18 protein-coding genes are annotated in these 19,606 nt (G+C 47.0%); 8 read left to right on the top strand and 10 right to left on the bottom strand.

What is annotated here, in order from left to right; all coding sequences use genetic code 11:
- Window position 1: 1 nt before the first annotated feature.
- On the bottom strand, window positions 2-1,501 hold the full coding sequence (locus ABD846_RS03020) for a GH3 auxin-responsive promoter family protein (protein ID WP_344822547.1): 1,500 nt from the start codon (window positions 1,499-1,501) through the stop codon (window positions 2-4).
- A gap of 223 nt (window positions 1,502-1,724) precedes the next feature.
- Between ABD846_RS03020 and ABD846_RS03025 the strand changes: the two genes are divergently transcribed.
- The 3 genes from ABD846_RS03025 (at window position 1,725) to ABD846_RS03035 (ending at window position 4,667) form a co-directional block, all read left to right on the top strand.
- Window positions 1,725-2,903, top strand: coding sequence for an acetyl-CoA C-acyltransferase (locus ABD846_RS03025; RefSeq protein WP_344822549.1), 1,179 nt, complete (start codon window positions 1,725-1,727; stop codon window positions 2,901-2,903).
- 69 nt (window positions 2,904-2,972) lie between these two features.
- Window positions 2,973-3,941: a polyprenyl synthetase family protein gene (locus ABD846_RS03030; protein ID WP_344822551.1), complete on the top strand. Its 969-nt coding sequence runs from the start codon at window positions 2,973-2,975 to the stop codon at window positions 3,939-3,941.
- Between the two features lie 30 nt (window positions 3,942-3,971).
- Window positions 3,972-4,667: a ComF family protein gene (locus ABD846_RS03035; protein ID WP_344822553.1), complete on the top strand. Its 696-nt coding sequence runs from the start codon at window positions 3,972-3,974 to the stop codon at window positions 4,665-4,667.
- Here ABD846_RS03035 and ABD846_RS03040 read toward each other — a convergent pair.
- Together ABD846_RS03040 and ABD846_RS03045 are read right to left on the bottom strand one after the other, a co-directional pair.
- Window positions 4,661-5,317, bottom strand: coding sequence for a hypothetical protein (locus ABD846_RS03040; RefSeq protein ID WP_344822555.1), 657 nt, complete (start codon window positions 5,315-5,317; stop codon window positions 4,661-4,663). The genes ABD846_RS03035 and ABD846_RS03040 overlap by 7 nt on opposite strands.
- An 87-nt stretch (window positions 5,318-5,404) precedes the next feature.
- Window positions 5,405-6,124: a T9SS type A sorting domain-containing protein gene (locus tag ABD846_RS03045; RefSeq protein WP_344822557.1), complete on the bottom strand. Its 720-nt coding sequence runs from the start codon at window positions 6,122-6,124 to the stop codon at window positions 5,405-5,407.
- Window positions 6,125-6,273: 149 nt separating this feature from the next.
- On the opposite strand from ABD846_RS03045, the gene ABD846_RS03050 reads away from it, so the two are divergent.
- From ABD846_RS03050 to ABD846_RS03060, 3 genes are read left to right on the top strand one after another with little or no spacing between them, the layout of a single operon-like run.
- Complete coding sequence (locus tag ABD846_RS03050; RefSeq protein WP_344822559.1) at window positions 6,274-7,953, top strand: S41 family peptidase; 1,680 nt, start codon at window positions 6,274-6,276, stop codon at window positions 7,951-7,953.
- A gap of 12 nt (window positions 7,954-7,965) precedes the next feature.
- Window positions 7,966-9,006, top strand: a complete 1,041-nt coding sequence (aroB, locus tag ABD846_RS03055) for a 3-dehydroquinate synthase (protein WP_344822561.1) — start codon at window positions 7,966-7,968, stop codon at window positions 9,004-9,006.
- On the top strand, window positions 8,996-10,243 hold the full coding sequence (locus tag ABD846_RS03060) for a 3-phosphoshikimate 1-carboxyvinyltransferase (RefSeq protein ID WP_344822563.1): 1,248 nt from the start codon (window positions 8,996-8,998) through the stop codon (window positions 10,241-10,243). The genes aroB and ABD846_RS03060 overlap by 11 nt, the downstream gene beginning before the upstream one ends.
- Window positions 10,244-10,297: 54 nt before the next feature.
- On the opposite strand, the gene ABD846_RS03065 is transcribed toward ABD846_RS03060, so the two are convergent.
- Window positions 10,298-11,452, bottom strand: a complete 1,155-nt coding sequence (locus tag ABD846_RS03065) for a cystathionine gamma-synthase (RefSeq protein ID WP_344822565.1) — start codon at window positions 11,450-11,452, stop codon at window positions 10,298-10,300.
- 102 nt (window positions 11,453-11,554) lie between these two features.
- Here ABD846_RS03065 and ABD846_RS03070 point away from each other — a divergent pair, with 102 nt between their 5' ends.
- Entirely contained in the window at window positions 11,555-12,193 is a 639-nt protein-coding gene (locus ABD846_RS03070) for a lipoprotein signal peptidase (protein WP_344822567.1), read from the top strand.
- Between the two features lie 36 nt (window positions 12,194-12,229).
- Window positions 12,230-12,523 (top strand): cell division protein ZapA, encoded by a 294-nt coding sequence (locus ABD846_RS03075; protein WP_344822569.1) that lies wholly within the window; start codon window positions 12,230-12,232, stop codon window positions 12,521-12,523.
- A 68-nt stretch (window positions 12,524-12,591) separates the two neighbouring features.
- Here the strand turns inward: ABD846_RS03075 and ABD846_RS03080 are convergent, their stop codons facing one another.
- From ABD846_RS03080 to ABD846_RS03105, 6 genes are all read right to left on the bottom strand, one after another.
- On the bottom strand, window positions 12,592-15,396 hold the full coding sequence (locus ABD846_RS03080; protein WP_344822571.1) for a M16 family metallopeptidase: 2,805 nt from the start codon (window positions 15,394-15,396) through the stop codon (window positions 12,592-12,594).
- Window positions 15,397-15,553: 157 nt separating this feature from the next.
- The gene (locus ABD846_RS03085) at window positions 15,554-15,805 is read right to left on the bottom strand and encodes a DUF3098 domain-containing protein (protein WP_344822573.1); all 252 of its coding nucleotides are present in this window, start codon (window positions 15,803-15,805) and stop codon (window positions 15,554-15,556) included.
- Between the two features lie 31 nt (window positions 15,806-15,836).
- Complete coding sequence (locus ABD846_RS03090) at window positions 15,837-16,694, bottom strand: cell division protein FtsX (RefSeq protein ID WP_344822575.1); 858 nt, start codon at window positions 16,692-16,694, stop codon at window positions 15,837-15,839.
- A gap of 88 nt (window positions 16,695-16,782) precedes the next feature.
- Window positions 16,783-17,328, bottom strand: coding sequence for a rod shape-determining protein MreD (mreD, locus tag ABD846_RS03095; RefSeq protein WP_344822577.1), 546 nt, complete (start codon window positions 17,326-17,328; stop codon window positions 16,783-16,785).
- A complete protein-coding gene (gene mreC / locus ABD846_RS03100) occupies window positions 17,325-18,203 on the bottom strand; it encodes a rod shape-determining protein MreC (RefSeq protein ID WP_344822579.1) in 879 nt (292 codons plus the stop codon). The genes mreD and mreC overlap by 4 nt, the downstream gene beginning before the upstream one ends.
- A gap of 70 nt (window positions 18,204-18,273) precedes the next feature.
- Window positions 18,274-19,296: a rod shape-determining protein gene (locus ABD846_RS03105; protein ID WP_344822581.1), complete on the bottom strand. Its 1,023-nt coding sequence runs from the start codon at window positions 19,294-19,296 to the stop codon at window positions 18,274-18,276.
- Window positions 19,297-19,606 lie beyond the last annotated feature (310 nt).

Here is a 19,606-nt window from a genome sequence, read left to right on the forward strand (position 1 = left end):
ATTACGCTTTAAACGGAGCCATTGCATCTGCAATCACCCGGTCGTTGCTCAATCGCGGCACTTTATTCTGTCCTCCCAGTTTTCCGATGCTTTTCATGTATTCTATAAACGCATGCGGATGCATGGGGGTTACTTTCAGCGTCTGTAAAATGGCTCCGCGCAACAGGTCATCATAATAAACGTTTTTCTGTCGCAGCGTTTCGTCCAGTGTTGTGGCAAACGCAGTCAGATCATCCGGAGCCTGCTCAAAGGAAACGAGCCATTCATGGTAAGGAAGGCTGCCATCTGTAGTTTGTATCATAGGGGCCACGGTAAATTCAATAATATGGGCTCCATGCTTTTCGGCAGCTATTCTCATAGCATATTCCACTTCTTCAGCAATCACATGCTCGCCAAAAGCCGATATAAAGTGCTTGATCCTTCCGGTGACAACAATACGATACGGATCCAGGCTCAAAAATTTCACGGTATCACCGATATTATACCCCCAAAGCCCTGCATTGCTGTTAACGATCAATGCATAATTTTCGCCCAACTGAACGTCTTTCAGTGTGAGCCGGCGCGGATTTTCCGAAAAGATTTCTGCAGCCGGAATAAATTCGAAGAAAATTCCTGAATTCGTATTCAGCAGCAGGCCTTCATCCTTTTGCGAATCCTGAAATGCAAAGAAGCCTTCGGAAGCGGGGAATGTCTCGATTGTATCCACATTGCCGCCGAGGCTTTCCATAAGCTTGGCCCGATACGGTTGAAAATTCACGCCTCCGTGTACAATCACCTGAAGGTTCGGGAAAAGCTCCTTTATTTTTTTTCCTTCATTTGCCTCACTGAGCCAGTCGAAATACATCTGCATCCATGGCGGGATGCCGCTGATCAGACGCATATCCTGCTTACTGGTTTCGGTAACGATCTTATGGAGTTTTGTTTCCCAGTCTTCAATGCAGTTGGTTTCAAAACTCGGCATCTGGTTCCGACGAAGATATCCCGGTACAAAATGGTTAACGATACCGGATAAACGGCCCGTGGGAATACCACCTACACGCTCCAGCGTGGGAGAGCCCGACAGGAAGATCATTTTACCGTCGGCAAACTCAGGCCGGCCGGTTTCGGCCATATAGTTCAGCAATGCATACTTGGCTGTATCAATATGGTTGCTGATGGAATCTTTGCTGATGGGGATATATTTTACACCGCTCGTGGTGCCGGAAGTTTTCGCGAAATACATCGGCTTGCCGCGCCAGAGCACATTTTCAGTGCCACTTTTGATCTGATCTATATAATGCCTGATTCCTTCGTAATCGCGGACCGGAATCGCCTGTCTGAATTCTTCGTATTCCTTTACGTCTTCCATATGGTGATCCTTACCAAACAGGGTCAGTTTGCCATTCTTCAGCAGTTGCTGTAAAATGGCCGACTGATCTTCGACGGCATTGGCCATATTCCTGCGGATTTTCTTTTGCACCGCATAGGCATACGGCTTTGCCAGAAAGGATTTTAGTTTCACTTCACCAAATTTTGCGGGCTACGGCCTGAATGGTCGTAAAGCCTCAGAAAACGATGCGTAAATGTACGTCATTTTTAAAAGTCCGGCTATCACCCGAAGGTAAATCGGGAATCGTCGCAACGCGGTCGCCGGGAATCTCCTGAAGTATAGCGGCCGCCCTTATATAGCTGCATTTCCCTTAACTTTGGCATCGTTTTACGAAATTCAAATAAACATTCTACAAATGAAAGAAGTAGTAATAGTGTCCGCTGTCCGCACCCCTATAGGTAGCTGGGGCGGTTCGTTAAAAGATTTCTCCGCTACACAGTTAGGTGGCTTCGCTATCAAAGGTGCATTGGACCGTATTGGTCTTGATGTGAATGTGGTGGATGAAGTGATCATGGGCTGTGTGATGCAGGCAAACCTTGGCCAGGCTCCTGCGCGTCAGGCTTCCAAGTTTGCAGGTTTACCCGATGATGTGATTGCTACCACTGTGAATAAAGTTTGCGCTTCCGGTATGAAAGCCGTTATGATGGCTGCACAGAACATTATGCTGGGTGACGCCGAAGTGGTGATTGCCGGTGGAATGGAAAGCATGAGCAATGTACCTTTCTACAGTCCAAATATGCGCTGGGGCAACAAATATGGCAACGTAAACATGATTGACGGATTGGCGAAAGATGGTCTTACCGATGTTTACGGCAATTACCCGATGGGCAACTGTGCTGAGAACACCGCTAAAGAAATGAACATCAGTCGCGAAGCTCAGGATGAATTTGCGATCCGCAGCTATCAGCGTAGTCAGGCTTCCGTAAACGAAGGGAAATTTGATACGGAGATCGTTCCGGTGATGATTCCGCAACGCGGCGGCGATCCGAAGCCATTTGCTAAAGACGAAGAGCCATTCAACGTAAAATTCGACAAGATCCCGGCTCTAAAATCTGCATTCATTAAAGACGGTAGTGTTACCGCTGCCAATGCTTCCACGATGAACGACGGGGCTTCTGCACTGATACTGATGAGCAGTGAAAAAGCTGCCGCACTCGGACTGAAACCATTGGCGCGTATTAAAGGATATGCCGATGCGGAGCAGGCTCCGGAGTGGTTTACCACAGCACCTTCTGCAGCTGTACCTAAAGCGGTTGCCAAAGCAGGGCTGAAAATGGAAGATATCAGTTTCTTCGAACTGAACGAAGCATTCAGCGTAGTCGGACTGGCGAACTGTCAACTGATGAATTTGAAACCGGAGCAGGTAAATGTGCTGGGCGGCGCGGTTTCACTGGGGCATCCGCTGGGCAACAGTGGTTCCCGCATCATTGTTACGCTACTCAATGTACTCAATCAGAATAATGCGCAATACGGAGCGGCCGGCATCTGTAATGGTGGCGGTGGTGCGAGCGCTGTCGTTATCGAGCGTTTGTAATATTTTGGGATACCCGGACGACAATAATCGTCCGGGTATTTCTGTTAAATCCCCCAACTTTCCGCTTCTATGCAGTCTTTCCGTAGTCTTGTTCAGCAATTTGAGCAACGAGTATCTGCCCCTGACCTGTTCCCGGTACATCCTCAGAATCTTTATGACCCTTGCCGTTACCTGCTCTCCCTGGGAGGTAAGCGTATACGTCCGGTTGTGTGCCTGATGGCGCATGAACTGTTTGCACCGATCAAAGAAGAAGCCTGGAACGCGGCGCTGGCAATAGAGTTGTTTCACAATTTCACGCTGATCCATGATGATATTATGGATAAGGCTCCGCTGCGCAGGGGTTTTCCCACCATTCATGCAAAATACGGGCTCACAGCCGGGATCCTCGGCGGGGATGCAATGAGTATCTATGCCTATCAGGCTCTTTCCCGGGTAACGACCAATTTCCGAGAAGTGCTGGATGTATTCAATACCACTGCCATCCAGGTATGCGATGGTCAGCAGATGGATATGGATTTCGAATCCAGGAATGATGTAAGCAGCGAAGAATATATTGAGATGATCTCGCTTAAAACTTCCGTGTTGCTCGCAGCAAGCCTTAAAATAGGCGCATTGGTAGCGGGCGCAGACACACAGGCGGCGGAAGCTTTGTATGCATTCGGCAAGCACCTGGGCATCGCTTTCCAGCTGCAGGACGATTACCTGGACGCTTTTGGCACCTCAAAAATCGGCAAACAAGTAGGCGGTGATATCCTCGCCAATAAAAAAACATATCTGCACATACAGGCAGTGGACCATGCAGCGTCTACGCAACTGGCTTCCATTGAAGCATGGCAGGACAGGCATGACGCACCTGAGCAGAAAGTAACGGCTATGCTGGACATTTTCAGGGACACACAGGCAGATGAAAAATGCCGTGAAGCGGTAGCTTATTATTCCGGTAAAGCTTTCGAAAAACTGAGTGAGGTGAGTATTCCCGAAGATAAAAAAGCGAATCTGCACAGTCTGGCTAAAGATTTGCTGTACAGAGAGCAATAGGCATTGTGCAGAAAGCAGTGCTTACCACTTATGATCAAGTTACTGCTCCGCTCCCTGACAGATGTGTTTTATCCCCCCTTATGCAGCTTTTGCGCCCATCCGCTGCTCGACAACGAAGAAGTATTGTGCCTGCATTGCCTTGCCGCGCTTCCGCGTACACAATTTCACAGTCTGCCTGAGAATGAAACGGTAATGAGGCTGGCCGGAAGATTCCGCTTTGTTCATGCAAGCAGTTTCCTTTACTTCTCCAAAGATGGTATCACCCAACATCTGCTGCACCAGGTAAAATACGGGCAACAGCGGCGGACCGCGGCGTATTTATCAAAGCTGTTTGCGGCCGAACTCCAAAAAACAGATTGGTTCACTTCGGTAGACGTGATCATCCCCGTTCCGTTACACAGCTCCAAACAAAAAACAAGAGGATTCAACCAAAGCGCAGTAATTGCACGCACACTGGCGGAACAAAGCGGAAAAATCTTTTCAGAGAACAATTTGAAAAGAATCCGAAAAACACAAACCCAGACGTTGAAAACCCGTTTTGAGCGATTGAAAAACCTGGAGCTGGCTTTTGAGCTGACGCGCAAACCGGAGCTGGAGCATCAGCATGTGCTGATCGTGGATGACGTGCTTACCACCGGTGCCACACTTGAATCATGTGCATTGGTTTTAAAAGACGTGCCGGGCATTCGTATCAGCCTCGCCACAATAGCCATCGCGCATCAGTGATTCCAGGAACGATATTCTTCCGAACTGATTACCTTATATCCGTCAGGCAATGAGAACAGCGCATTGTCCAGGGGCTTGGATTCAATTCTGGATAAGGTGAAGCGCATCGTCGCACCCTTCTCATTTTTTATTTCATATTTAAGCGGCAGATAACCAAAGCGGGGAAACTGCTCAAACAGGAGGTTGGAAGAGATGGTCCAGTCCTTTGTATAATATACAGTGTGTGTACCGACGTCGTTGCAGACGAGTTTCGCACATAGTGTCCTGAACCCTGCTATGGTATTGGCTTCTACGGGCAGATTGGTCAGCTCCATCTGGCTGCACTTACTTCTGCGCTCTGCAATCTGGGAGGGAGCAAGTTGTATTGCATAACGCGCATTTCCGATTTTCCGCAGGGAGTAGGCAGACTTGTCGCCGTCCAGCAGCATTGTATTATTAAACCCTGAATTCAGCTTCAGCTCTTTCACCACGCGATTTCCTTTCAGCCGGATGACCAATGTCCCGTCTTCGGATTTCTGAACCGGAGCTGCGGGATCTCCTTGTTCAATATGTACTTTATACGTGATTTCTCCTTCCACAAACGATTGTTGTGCGAAGGCATGCAGGGAATACCCCGTAGCAATAACTAAAGAAAATATCAGACGCTTCATGAGCAGGTTAATTGTCTGCAGCAAAATACAGAAAAGCAATAAAAAAGCCGCCCTGAAAGAGCGGCTTTAAAAAATTTATCAGGGATATTACTGATGGGTGATTTTTCTGGTAGCGATGATGCTTCCTTTACTGTCTGCGATACGAACAATATAAATTCCGGAAGGCATATCAGCAGGGAACTCACAACGTGCGCTGCTTTTATCCGTTACTTTGTAAACGTTAACCGCTTTACCGATCAGGTTGTACAAGGTAATTGTTTTCACATCAGCAGCCGGATTATAAATCACATCAATATAGTTAGATGCCGGGTTAGGGAAGATGTTAACATCCGCGTCTTTCAGCATTACCGTTGAAACACCTGCTGCCGTTTTGTAAGCGATGAAAACAGGCTTGCTAGATGTTGATCCGTCTGAAACATTCAGCACCAGATAAGCATAAGAGTTTACAGGAGCAGCATCACCGTCGAAGGAAATGTCGTAATATCCTGAAGCACCGCCCGGTACTGTACAATTGAAAGAAGTGGAACCGGATAAAAGACCAGGTGTTGTGTTTGAATAACAGCTACCGAATGGTTCGCAGACGCTTGGAATCTTCCATGCACCACCTGCATCGCTGTAAGAGTTTACACTCCAGGAAAGACTAACGTCGCCGGAGCCGGTTGGCGTTACTTTGATTTTGGTCTCAACCATATAACCAACTGCACCCCAATTTCCTTTCGAAGTATCTTTATCAAGCGTATATTGAGCGTTTGCGTTAACGGCAAAAAGTGAACAGATCACCGAAGCAGCGTAAAAAATTCTTTTCATAGATTCTGATTGTATCCGCAAATTACTAAAAAATAGCAACTAAACAAAATTGTCTGGTTTTTCTTTTGTTAAAGCAATTTTGAATGCCGTTGTGTGGTTTTTTTGCTAACTTCCCTTTGAGACGTAATCTTCATAAACCAGAATGTTCAATGACTGAATTTAAATCCCATACGCGACAATTCATCTGGGGCACCTTTACAATTTGCTGCTTTGGCTTATTCATACAGGCAAAAACCACAGACTCCTATTTCGAAATGTCGAAAAACCTGGAGGTATTTGCAAATATATTCAAAGAATTAAATACATATTACGTTGATCCCATTGAGCCCGGAAAACTTACAAAAACCGGTATCGACGCAATGCTCAACGACCTCGACCCGTACACCAATTACATTACGGAGTCGGATATCGAAGACTACGAATTTATGACCACCGGTAAATACGGGGGTATCGGTGCGGCGCTGCAGAAAAAAGAAAAAGATGTGTATGTAGGCGAGATCTATGAAAACAGCCCTGCACAGAAAGCAGGCCTCCACTCGGGAGACAAGATCATCAGCATTGACGGGAAAAATGTTTACGACAAAACGATTGACGATGTGAGTCTTCTCCTGAAGGGCAGTTCCGGAACCAAACTCGTGATAAAGGTGAAAGATGCATTTTCCGATGTGGAATCGGACAAGGTAGTCACACGCGGGGAAATTGAAATCTCCAGTGTGCCCTACGCCGGCATGATCGGAGCATCAAAAGATATCGCTTATGTAAAACTGACGCAATTCACAATGAATTGCAGTAAGTTGTTACGTCAGTCTTTAGACAGCCTGAAAAAAAATAATGCCGGCATGAAATCGGTGGTACTTGATCTGCGCGGGAACCCCGGCGGTCTGCTGGACGAGGCTGTTGAGGTATGCAATATCTTTATCGACCGGGGTCAGCTCGTAGTCAGCACAAAAGGTAAAAACAAAGAATGGGATAAGAATTTCAATACGGAAGGATCGCCCTGGGACACGCAAATCCCTGTAGCCGTACTGGTAAACGGATCATCGGCTTCAGCTTCTGAGATCGTAGCGGGTACGATACAGGACCTGGACCGCGGTGTGGTGATCGGCACTAAATCTTACGGAAAGGGACTGGTACAGGCAACCAGGCCTCTTGGCTTTAACGCACGCCTGAAACTTACCACAGCAAAATATTACACACCAAGCGGGCGGTGTATTCAGGCGATCGACTACAGCCACCGCGATGAAAACGGTAATCCTGATAAGATCGCAGATTCCCTGATAGGCACATTTAAGACAAAAAACGGCCGTCTCGTGAAAAGCGGCGGTGGAGTAACTCCCGACGTAACTGCGGGCACTGAAAAAATAAGCGCTTTATCAGGAGCACTATACTCTAAAAATTACTTTTTTGATTACGCAACCCAGTATGCCAGATCACATAAAACCCTGAATGGCGGAGAAAATTTCAGTCTGACAGCGGCGGAGTTCGCCGACTTCAGTAACTGGCTGTCTTCAAAAGACTATTCCTATAAAACCAAAACGGAAATACTGCTCGATTCGCTTACCGCTGCAGCTCAGCAGGACAAGCTTTATGATGCAAGCAAAACGGAACTGGCGGCGCTCAAAACGAAGGTGATGCATGATAAAAAACAGGATCTGCTAAAAAACAAAGAAGAAGTGATGCGTATCCTGGAAAACGAAATCGTATCACGTTATTATTTTCAAAAAGGACGTATCAATCAAAGTCTGCGTAATGATGAAGTGGTGAGTAAAGCTGTTGAAGTGATCTCCAGACCCGATCAGGTAAAATCATTGTTACAGGCCCAGAAATAGGTTATCGCATTCATGCATTATACACATCAGTTTCCCGGCGGCCATACGGAGTATTTTCTGAATTCAAATTACTCGCAGCTGTTGCAACTGGCACCCGTATCGAAAGTAGTGATCATTACCGACGAGCAGGTGCACAAGCAATATGGTCATTTGTTTTCTGAATACAGGGTACTCATCGTACCTGCCGGAGAAGAAGCCAAGGATCTTCAGACTATTGCACAACTTACTGCCAGGCTTGCCTCTTTTGAAGCGCATAAGCATACCTGCCTGATCGGGATCGGCGGGGGTATGATCACAGACATTACCGGCTTTCTTGCAGGCATTTATATGAGGGGCATTGCATTCGGCTTTGTTCCTACCACACTGCTGGGAATGGTGGACGCCGCAATAGGCGGAAAAAATGGTGTGAATGTAGGGCTCTATAAAAACATGCTTGGCCTGATCCGGCAACCTTCATTTATTCTTTTCGATAACAGCTTTCTCGATTCCCTGCCTCAGGAGGAATGGTCCAACGGATTTGCCGAAGTCATCAAATATGCCTGTATCCGGGACCGGGAATTGTTTGAAGAACTGTTTCAGAAATCGCTTGCCCGCTACCGCTCCGTTCCGTCGGAACTAAATGAACTCATTGTCCGGTGCGTCGCACACAAAAATGAAGTGGTATTGCAGGATGAGCAGGAACGCCATTTGCGCAAAACGCTCAATTTCGGGCATACTGCCGGACATGCCTTTGAGACGGTCTATCACCTGAAGCATGGTTATGCCGTGGGACTTGGAATGATTGTAGCGCTCATCGCATCTGAAAAACACCTTGCTCTGAACCCTGAAGTACGCATCCGGCTTGTACAGATGCTGCATCGCTATGGGTTGCCCACAAAACTCCATATTGATGTTGATAAAGTAATGACTGTGCTGCGCCGTGATAAGAAAAGGCAAAATGACCAAATTGACTTTATCCTGCTTCGTGAAACCGGCTCTGCCGAGGTGACGGCTCTCTCTTTTGACTTTATACGTGAATGCCTGAAGGTATTTGCTTCCGATTATGGTAATTAACTTCACAAGCGTTTCGGGAACCTTACGTATTCCCTCATCCAAAAGCCATACGCAGAGGGTATTGGCCGCGGCAATGCTGCACCGGGGAACAACAGATATAATCCGGCCCGGAAATTCTGAGGATGAGTTGGCTGTGTGCGGGATCGTCCGGGATCACTGTGACCTGTTTGAAGAGATTGCCAATGGCTGGCGGGTGCATGCTTCGGGTAATCATTCTTTCACAAAAGACTTCTTCTGCGGCGAAAGTGGCCTGGCCGCTCGGCTGCTCACCCCTGTTGCTGCGTTGAGCCAGAATCAGATTTCTGTTACGGGCACGGGGTCTTTACTCACACGACCGATGCATTTCTTTAATGAGGTATTGCCTCAATTGGGTGTGCATGTGGAGGGCAATGATTGTTTACCCGTCCGCATCAAAGGACCACTTTGTCCGGCGGATATAACGGTGGACGGAAGTATAAGTTCTCAGTTCATTTCCGGTCTGATGTTTGCGTTCGCTTTTGCTGCGGGGAATGCAGTTGCTATAACAATAAAAAATCCGGTAAGTATCCCTTATCTGAACCTGAGCCGGCAGGTATTGCAGCTGTTTGGAAAATACATCGGGCACCCGGAAACAGGAAGCTATCTTTTCGATCCCCGAAAAAATGAAATAAAACCGCAACTGCGTGTTGAGATAGAAGCAGACTGGAGTTCCGCTGCTTTCTGGATCTGCGCTGCTGCCATAAATGGCTCCATGCAGTTGGAAGGCCTCTCCGCAGATAGCCTGCAGGCAGATATCGCTATCCTGAAGGCATTGCAACAGTCAGGAACGCCCTTTCATTTTGAACAGGGCAATCTCATTGTGCGCAGCGGAGAACGGCGACCGTTTACGATAGACCTGACAGACGCGCCGGATCTGTTCCCTGTGCTTTCGGTTTTTGCGGCGGGGTGCAATGGTGTAAGCTATTTGTCGGGAGTGCACCGGCTTAAGCATAAGGAAAGCGACCGTGCGCTTGAGATTCAGAAGTTGCTGTCGGATATGCATATCGATTGCGCGGCAGAGAAAGACACGCTACGCATTGCCGGTGGCAAAACTACGGCATCGTTTCAATTCGTTCCTCCCGCCGATCACAGGATGGTAATGGCCACGGCGCTTGCAGCGATGTATCACAGCGGGGACTTCCGCCTGCACCATAACGCGGATGCGGTGGCAAAGTCCTATCCTCTTTTCTGGGAACATCTGCGCCGCCACGGAAACTAAAAAGGCACATCTGCTTTACAGATGTGCCTTGAAAAATCGATATTATCAGGAGGATCAGCCGATCGCCTGTTCCAGATCTGCGATAAGATCATCGGCATCTTCTATGCCCACGCTGAGGCGTATCAGCGAATCGCTGAGCCCGCGCGCAATACGATCTTCCTGCGGAATGGAAGCATGTGTCATCGTAGCCGGGTGACCGATCAGCGACTCCACTCCGCCCAGGGATTCGGCGAGTGAGAATAATTCCGTCTTTTTCAGCACAGCCAATGCTGCGTCAATATTGTCGTCTTTGAGAGTGAAGGAGATCATTCCTCCGAAATCGCGCATCTGGCGACGTGCGATATCATGGTTGGGATGATCTTCAAATCCGCACCACAATACGCGGCCTACCTTAGGGTGGTTGCGCAGATATTCAGCTATTTTGCGACCGTTTTCGCAATGACGCTGCATCCGTACATGCAGTGTTTTGATTCCCCGGAGTACCAGGAAGCAATCCTGTGGCCCGGGAACGGCACCGCAGCTGTTCTGTATGAAACGCAGCTTTTCTTCCAGCGCTTCGCTGTTCATGATCAGTGCACCATGAACCACATCCGAGTGACCTCCCAGATATTTGGTTGCTGAGTGCAGCACGATGTCGGCCCCCCAGTCCAACGGATTCTGCAAATAGGGAGAAGCAAAAGTATTGTCCACAACCAATATCAGGTTATGAGCTTTGGTTATGGAGGCAGCTTTTTCTATATCGATGATGTTCAGCAAGGGATTGGTTGGTGTTTCTATCCAGACCATTTTCGTTTGCTTGTTGACATATTTTTCAATATTCGCTGCATCAGACATATCCACGAAATGGAACACGATGCCGTATTGAGCAAATACCTTGGTAAAGATGCGGTAAGTACCTCCGTAAAGATCATTGGATACGATCACCTCGTCACCGGGAGACAAGAGTTTGGCAACAGCGTCTGTGGCAGCCATTCCGCTTCCGAAACACAATCCGAAACGGCCATTCTCGATACTGGCCAGTGCGGCCTGCAGCGCATGACGCGTAGGATTCTGGGTGCGCGCATATTCATAACCTTTATGATCGCCCGGAGCTGCCTGTACGTATGTGGAAGTCTGAAAGATCGGAGTCATGATTGCGCCGGTAGACGGATCCGGTGCAACGCCGGCGTGGATGAGCCGCGTAGCGAGTTTATGCTGTTTGCTTGCCATATGGAATGTTTTCCTTTAAATATTGAAATGAGGGCAAAGGTAATTCACAACCCTAAATGCTATGAGTTATATTTGCATTTTACCGACACAAAAGCAAACCAAGTGAAGTATCGTTACGCATTGCTGATCATCTTTCTGGTATTGATAGCAGATCAGTTCTCGAAAATCTATATAAAGACTCATTTTTATTACGGTCAGGAAGAAATGGTGCTCGGACAATGGTTCCGTCTTCATTTCATTGAAAATAACGGTATGGCGTTTGGCATGAAGTTCAGCCAGGGAGATGCCGGCAAACTGATCCTGACCAGCTTCCGTCTCATCGCCGTAGGTTTTGGATTTTATTTTCTGAAACAACTGGAACGCAAAAAATACAGCCGCGGCGCTATGATCTGCGGAGCGCTGATATTGGCCGGCGCTATGGGCAACCTCATCGACAGTATGTTCTATGGTCTTATTTTCAGCGAAAGCTCTTTCCATATTGCGCAATTTGTCCCTTTCGGAAAAGGGTACGGAAGATTCCTGCATGGTCAGGTGGTGGATATGCTGTATTTCCCGATTATCGAAACGAAGCTGCCCGACTGGATGCCGGTTGTCGGCGGAAAGGTCTTCAGCTTCTTCGACCCGGTATTCAATATTGCTGACGCAGCCATCAGTATCGGTGTGATTGCTTTGCTGCTATTCCAAAAGAAAATTCTGAAACACGAAACAGCAGGGAGCGTTTCCTCTTCGGCAAACGCTTAATTTTATACTAGTCATTCACCTATTTGCAAACGCACTATGCAGGATGAAGATCTGATACCAGTAAATCTTTGGCTTTCCGGAAGGAGTTATCGCATCAAGGTTAAAAGAAGCGAGGCGGAGAATATCCGGAAATCCGTGAAGCTGGCAGATGAAAAAATTTTCGAGTTGAAGCAGAAGTATTCCGGCCGCGACGACCAGGACTTTCTTGCTATGTGCCTGCTGATGTACGCATCCAACAGCATGGACGAACCTGCTCCTAAAGCTCCTGTGGGCGTAACTGATATGATTCAGCAAATAAGCGATACGATCGATAACGCATTATCCCGGTAAACAACGGGTAACTACATAAAAAAACAGCCTCCGGATATCCGGAGGCTGTTTCTGTTAAGAGCAGTTCCTTATTTGGCTTGCTCAGGCAGCATCATCGCATGCAGCGTGTTGCCACCCGTGAGGTATTTATTAGCGGTAGCGGTAAGGTCGCCGGGAGTAACGGCTTTAACGCGTGCTTCAAAATTCATGATATTCTCGGTAGGCAATCCGTATTGCTGGTATTTGCTCAGAATGCTCAACCAGTAATTGTTGGTTTTGATACCCACTTTATATTTCTGGAACGAAGTTTCTGTTGCCTTTGTCAACTCTTCAGCAGTAATGTTTCCCGGCTTTTTACATTCGTTCACGATCTCCCAGAAAGCAACTTTTACTTTTTCAGCATTCTCAGGACCGCAAGGCAGGTAGCTCTGCATCATGAAACGCTCTTTAGGGAAACGTTGCAAACGCATGCCAACACCACCACCGTAGATAGCGCTCATTTTTTCGCGGATAATATCCGTGATACGGTTGTTGATCACTTCAGACAACAGGTTCAGCAGCAATTCATCTTTTGAATTATAACCGGCGTTGGAATATTTCATTTCATTTACCATTGCTTTAGGTTCTGTACCCACGCGGAATGTAAATGAATTTTCTCCGGAGATCGGCTCTATGCCCAGATCTTTATATTTCGCCTCTACTGCATTGCCGCCCAGGCCACCGATGTATTTTTCGATCATCGCCTTGAATTGCGCTTCAGGGAGGCTTCCCACGAAGAAGTAGTTAAATCCGTTCGCAGAGCCGAAACGCTGTGAATAGAAATTAACTGCGTTATTCATATTGATCGCTTCATAATCGGCAGGATCAGGAATTTGCTTGTTGCGGGGATTATTATGATACATGTAATTGTTCAGACTGTCGGCAAAAAAGCTTTGCGGATCAGATTTCATCTGAGCGATCATTTGCACCTGACGGTTTTTGAAAGACTGGAACGCAGTCTCATCGATGCGCGGAGCTGTGGATTTCAGGTACAGCAATTGCATAGCTGTTTCAAAATCTTTTACTGTGGAGCGACCCTGTACCATTTCTGAATTCAGATCAACCACGGTATTTACTGTCACCGTTTTCCCTTTCAGGAATTTCTGCAGATCTGTGTTAGAGAATGCTCCGTAACCCATTTCATCCACTACGTTATTGCTGTAATCAGCACTCTGGTAGTCGGCTCCGCTGTAAATAGAGGAACCACCGAAACGGTAGGCAGAGAAGAGGATCTCGTCGTTTTTGAAGTCAGTTGTCTTGTAAGTTACTTTGGCACCGTTGCTCAGCGTCCAGGTAGTAGTACCGATTTTAGAGTCTTTTTCCTCTTTCACGATTTTTCCGGCAACAGGTTCTTTAGTGAGCAGTGTTTTAGGCAATTCTTTTTCTTCGTAAGCAGTTACCTGGCTGTTCAGCGCTGCATCCACATAAGATTTCAGATCTGCATCCGAAGGAAGTTTGTCTGCTGTTTTCGTAGTTACCAGTGCAAAGTAAGTCTGATCAATATCTACCAGGCTTTTCAGGCTGTTTACTTCGTCCAGTGTGATCTTGGGCAAATTTGCTTTTGCGATCTCATATTCCCACGCGATACCCGGAACCGGTTCGTTAGTCAGGAAATGACGTACCAGTTCATCCACACGTGTACGGGATTCTGTTTTGTCACGCTCGTTGTAAGATTTTTCATAGGAAGCGAGAACAGAAGCTTTTGCACGATCCAGTTCTGCCTGCGTAAATCCGAATTTTTTGATCTTGAGTGCTTCGCTTACGAGTGCCGTAGTGGCATCTTTGATCTTGTCTGTACCGGCAATAGCAAACATCTGGAAGCTTTCCCAGCCGCGGGCCCATCCGCCGGAGATGCCGGCGAAGCCAAATACGAAAGGAGGATTTGAAGAGTTTTTCAGTTCATCCAGGCGATCGCCGATCATGGAGTTGAACAGGTTTTGTTTCATATCATCCACATATTCTTTCGTAGTAGTGGCAGAAGATTTGCGATGAGAATTTCCGATGATCTGAACAGTGGTATAAGGCGCTTCGTTATCGCTCAGCACCATAGCTTTGCTGCTGGTACGTGCAGGAACGTCGATAATTTCAGGACGCGGACGCGGACCTACGGGATTTTTAAATCCACTGAATTTTTCTTTGATGATACGCTCAGCTTCAGAAGGCTCGATGTCGCCCACTACCATTACTGCCTGCAGATTCGGACGGTACCAGTCGTTGTGGAAACGTTTCAGCACATCATATTTGAATGTTTTCAGCAGTTCGTCGTCACCGATAGGCAAACGTTTTGCATAAAGAGAACCATTCAGGTATTCCGGCAACCATTTTTTCATCATGCGGTCGTCGGCACCTTTACCGAGGCGGCTTTCCTCGAGTACAACGCCACGTTCTTTGTCGATCTCCTCATTCTCGAGCAATGCTCCGCCCGCCCAGTCAGCAATTACCTGAAAGCCCTGATCGATTTTCTTTTTATCGTCTGCAGGAATAGGCAGGATATAAACTGTCTCGTCGAAGCTGGTGTAAGCATTCAGGTCGGCACCGAAATCCACTCCGATACTTTGCAGGTAGTGTACCACTTCATTTTTAGGGAAATGTTTCAGACCGTTAAAGTTCATGTGCTCCATAAGGTGAGCGAGACCCAGCTGATCGTTATCTTCCAGGATAGCACCGGCATTGGTAACCATCCTCAGCTCGATCTTATTCTCCGGCTTTTTGTTCTGGATGATGTAATATTTAAGACCGTTTGGCAATTGCCCGGTCTTTATTTTACTGTCCAGGGGGATTTTTTCATTTTGCGCCGACGCAAGAAACGGCAGCATGAGGCACAGAAGTGCCACGAATTGTTTTAGTGAACGCATAGAAGAGATAAATTTGAGCTAAACTAACGCAAATAAGCGAGAATTATTACGTTAATAAGGAGAAACAAGTGAAGAAAATTTATTTGTTTCCATGCCGGCACAAAAAAAGAGCTGTCCGTCGGATGCGAACAGCTCTTTCTGAAAAGGAGAAATATCTTTATGCCTGAGGCTTATCCTTTTTAATAATTGCAAAAACTTCTATACCAAGTCCTGCAAGAATGAGGATCGGTGCGAGGGTAATCCTGCGGAAGCTGTAAATTTCATCGTAATTAAACGTGTGCGGATCGGGGCTTTTACCACCCGCCATCAGGAAAAGTCCCACAAGAATCACAGCAACGCCTATCAGCATCCACTTATAATTGCTTTTGTCGAACAGGAAGTCGGGTTGTTTGTTGGAAGTACTGCTCATAAATATCTCTTTAAAATTTTTGAAATGTTTTTTAATAAAGGTCGTCAATAGGGAGTTTGAGGTATTTGACCACAGAACGGTGCGTGCTGATCACCGAGATCAGGATACCGCCGATGATCATACTAAAAATCAGTATAAACAAAGAAGCAGTGCTGCTGAGCGCTTTCAGCTCAGGCACACTTAATTCGGCAACATATTTTATAAACAGCAAACCCGCAGAAGCTACCATACCGCTGATCAGTCCGTTAACCACAGCGCGCTGATCAAAAGGTTTGGAGATAAACCAGCGCGTTGCACCCACCATTTGCATGGTTTTGATCAGAAAACGGTTGGAGAACATCGCCAGGCGCACCGTATTATCAATCAGAACGATCACCACCAGGATGAGGATGACAGACATGATTGCAAGTACAATGCTGATTTTACGCAGGTTTGCGGTCATCTGGCTCACAATAGTTTTCGGATAGGTAACACGCGCAACCACGTTACTCTGTTCAATAAACAGCGTGATCTTTTCAATGCTGTCTTTACTTACGTATTCGTTGTGCAGGTTTAATTCGATGCTGGCAAAAAGCGGATTGTAGCCCAGGAAATTACGGATGTCTTCTCCTTCCAGTTCGCTCTGCATTTTCAGGGCCTCCTCTTTCGTAATCACGCGGGTTTTCTTTGTAAACGGCTGTTTATCGAGAATAGCCTTCATCGCAGCAACATTTTCCTCGCGCGTGTTGTCGTGGAAATCTATCTGCACCGCCATATTTTCCTTCACCACATTGGTAAGGCTTTTACCATTGATGAAGATCCAGCCCATAGTTCCGAGTAGAAACAAAACCAGCGAAACGCCGATTACCGAGAAAGTATACGATGCTTTGGATTTGTTTGTGGTTGCCATTCTTCTGTTCTTCCGAAATGTATTAAAGTATCAAAGCTAAAAAATTACCGCTAAAGAAACTCTGTTTTTTTAAATAAAAAGGAATGCATCAGCGCTGCATCGGTGCTCTGCGTGAAAATAGAAGCAGGTAAACCGCGATCAGCATCATCGTAGTGAGTGTTGAGGTAAGAATCTTCAGCAGCAGGTATCCTATGTTGCTCAGGTTCCACAGTTCGATGATAAAGAAAACGGTGTGATGGATGAGAATGAGGAAAGATGCGTACGTGATAAACGGAGGCCAGCCCATTGTCTTTACGGAAGGCGACAATTGTTTGTATTCTTTCAGATGCTTGGGCAGCAGCGCCAGCAGCACATTGGTACGCAGGTAAGCGATCAGCACCATACTGCATGCATGCATCCCGGGTGTATTCATGAAAGAGTCCACAACGCAGCCTGCCAGAAAGCCGATTACCAACAATGCCCAGACTGGAGTTTCGAAAGGAAGCAACAGCAGGAACAACGGATAGATATACGGCGTGAACACGGGGAAGCCGGATGGCTGCGACCACCAATGTAGCAGCACATTGTTCAGAATGAGCACCTGGAACAACAGCAGCAGGAAAAACTGCAATACATATTTGAAATAGTAGATCATTTCTTCTGCCTGTTATCTGCTTTGACGGTACTGTCTTCCAGCCTGCGCCGCTCTTCAATGAATTCGTTTTTGATCGCGTATACGTATTGTATGTTGCGGAAGTTTGTCGCAGGTCTGATATGCAGTATGCGCGAATTATCCTTTTTGAGAATATACACCTGCTTTACCGTCCCGATCAGCATATCAGCCGGGAAAACGGTTGAATAGCTGGTGGTGAGGATACTGTCTCCCTTGTGGATTTTGATTTCCGGCTGTACCACTTTCATCAGCATCTCATCCGGTCCGGAAGCCTGTTCCCAGTAGACAAAGGAAGTGGTACCATCTTTGAGCTTTGCGCTCAGCCTCTGTTTGGTATTGAGTATGGAAAGAGCAGTGGCAAAGTGTGCGGAGGTATTGACCACCCGTCCCACCACGCCGGTTCCGGATACCAGAGCCATATTAGGTGCGATCCCATCCTTGTAGCCGCGGTTGATGGTGATAAAGTTGGATGCGGCCCCGATGGAATTATTAACCACTCTTGCTTTGTAATAATAATAGTGCGCGTATTGTACCAGTTTCACCGAGTCTTTTATCTCGACTACAGGGTGTACCACGGCGCTGTCTTTCAGTGTGTCCACCTCACCCATGCGCGCAAGCTCCTGGCGGAGACGGGCGTTTTCGCTGAGCAGGCTGTCATTTACCTGGCGCAGTGCGAAATAATTACTTACCCCGCTTTGCTTCTGATACCAGTAAGCCACTGTAATATTTGCAGAGTTCATGATATCATTACCCTGCAGGTTATTGGTTCTTGCGATCATGATCACACACAGAATCTCCAATCCCAGAAAAAGTATGAGATTGAAGAAACGCTGTATGAAAGAAATGAGGACGCGCAAAGAAATTCAATTATATACTGGCCGGACGGGAAGGGTTCATCAATCAGGAAAATCAATCCGCGGCGACCGCTTATTTCATCAGGAAAGACATCTTGGAGATGTTTTTCAAAGCGATACCTGTACCGCGAACAACCGCGCGCAGCGGATCTTCCGCTACCTGTACCGGCAATTTGATCTTATGCGAGATACGGCGGTCAAGGCCGCGCAGCAAGGCTCCTCCACCTGTGAGGTACAGGCCGCGGCGGTAAATATCTGCAGCCAGTTCCGGCGGCGTGCTTTCCAGTGCTTTCAGGATAGCCTCTTCGATTTTGAATAATGATTTGTCCAGTGCTTCCGCTACTTCCTGGTAGCTTACCATGATTTGCTTCGGAATACCGGTTACGAGGTCACGTCCATTCACTGCGATATCTTCCGGAGGAGTATCGAGATCTTTCAATGCGGAACCAACGTGGATTTTGATCTGCTCGGCAGTGCGTTCACCGATCAGCAGCGAGTGGTAGCGGCGCATTGCTTCCATAATATCGTTGGTGAATTCGTCTCCGGCAATACGCACGGACTGGTCACATACGATACCGCCCAGCGCAATTACGGAAATACCGGTAGTGCCACCGCCGATATCGATGATCATATTACCGGTAGGCTCTTCCACATCGATTCCGATACCAAGTGCCGCAGCCATCGGTTCGTGGATCATATATACCTCTTTTGCACCTGCACGCTCGGCAGAGTCATGCACCGCACGCTTCTCCACCTCCGTAATGCTGGAAGGGATACAGATCACCATTCTCCAGCTTGGCGGGAAAAGCGGTTTCTTCGGATACACCATTTTGATGAATTCGCGCAGCATGCTTTCTGCAGCGTCGAAATCCGCGATCACACCGTCTTTCAGCGGACGGATGGTTTTGAGATTTTCATGGGTCTTTTCATGCATCATCATTGCCTTTTTCCCCACTGCGACCACCTTATTTGTAGTTCTGTCTTTAGCTACAATGGATGGTTCGTCTACTATAACCTGATCATTATGAATGATGAGCGTATTGGCAGTACCTAAATCTATCGCGATTTCCTGCGTCAAAAAATTGAATAAACCCATAAAATATGTTGTTGCCCTGAGCGCGTGTCGGCTGTTTTGAAGTCAAAAAAATGTACACGGATGCACGGTTGCAAAAATAAGGATTGCATATCAGGAATCACTTTTTTTATCTGCAAAAAAAATGTGACAACAGAGGCCGGTCCGGCACTCATTCCCGGCAGGGATATGCATTAGTTTTTCCGGATTCTGTAAAGCAGTTTTCCTGATTGTATAAGCCACTTGCCTTTTCCCTTCCTTTCTTTGCAACCTGATTTCTTGCTCCTTACTGTAAAATAATTTGTAATAGGTTTCCCCTGGGAGGCCTTTCGCA

Source organism: Rurimicrobium arvi (assembly GCF_039540495.1).
GTDB lineage: Bacteria > Bacteroidota > Bacteroidia > Chitinophagales > Chitinophagaceae > Rurimicrobium > Rurimicrobium arvi.

Bases quoted from the DNA above. Each gene is read 5' to 3' on its own strand.
- ABD846_RS03040 (WP_344822555.1), bottom strand. From the start codon at position 5,317: ATGAAGCGTCTGATATTTTCTTTAGTTATTGCTACGGGGTATTCCCTG.
- ABD846_RS03105 (WP_344822581.1), bottom strand. From the start codon at position 19,296: ATGGGTTTATTCAATTTTTTGACGCAGGAAATCGCGATAGATTTAGGT.
- ABD846_RS03045 (WP_344822557.1), bottom strand. From the start codon at position 6,124: ATGAAAAGAATTTTTTACGCTGCTTCGGTGATCTGTTCACTTTTTGCC.
- ABD846_RS03080 (WP_344822571.1), bottom strand. From the start codon at position 15,396: ATGCGTTCACTAAAACAATTCGTGGCACTTCTGTGCCTCATGCTGCCG.
- ABD846_RS03065 (WP_344822565.1), bottom strand. From the start codon at position 11,452: ATGGCAAGCAAACAGCATAAACTCGCTACGCGGCTCATCCACGCCGGC.
- aroB (WP_344822561.1), top strand. From the start codon at position 7,966: ATGCATTATACACATCAGTTTCCCGGCGGCCATACGGAGTATTTTCTG.
- ABD846_RS03025 (WP_344822549.1), top strand. From the start codon at position 1,725: ATGAAAGAAGTAGTAATAGTGTCCGCTGTCCGCACCCCTATAGGTAGC.
- ABD846_RS03090 (WP_344822575.1), bottom strand. From the start codon at position 16,694: ATGGCAACCACAAACAAATCCAAAGCATCGTATACTTTCTCGGTAATC.
- ABD846_RS03030 (WP_344822551.1), top strand. From the start codon at position 2,973: ATGCAGTCTTTCCGTAGTCTTGTTCAGCAATTTGAGCAACGAGTATCT.
- ABD846_RS03085 (WP_344822573.1), bottom strand. From the start codon at position 15,805: ATGAGCAGTACTTCCAACAAACAACCCGACTTCCTGTTCGACAAAAGC.
- mreD (WP_344822577.1), bottom strand. From the start codon at position 17,328: ATGATCTACTATTTCAAATATGTATTGCAGTTTTTCCTGCTGCTGTTG.
- ABD846_RS03075 (WP_344822569.1), top strand. From the start codon at position 12,230: ATGCAGGATGAAGATCTGATACCAGTAAATCTTTGGCTTTCCGGAAGG.
- ABD846_RS03060 (WP_344822563.1), top strand. From the start codon at position 8,996: ATGGTAATTAACTTCACAAGCGTTTCGGGAACCTTACGTATTCCCTCA.
- ABD846_RS03035 (WP_344822553.1), top strand. From the start codon at position 3,972: ATGATCAAGTTACTGCTCCGCTCCCTGACAGATGTGTTTTATCCCCCC.
- ABD846_RS03050 (WP_344822559.1), top strand. From the start codon at position 6,274: ATGACTGAATTTAAATCCCATACGCGACAATTCATCTGGGGCACCTTT.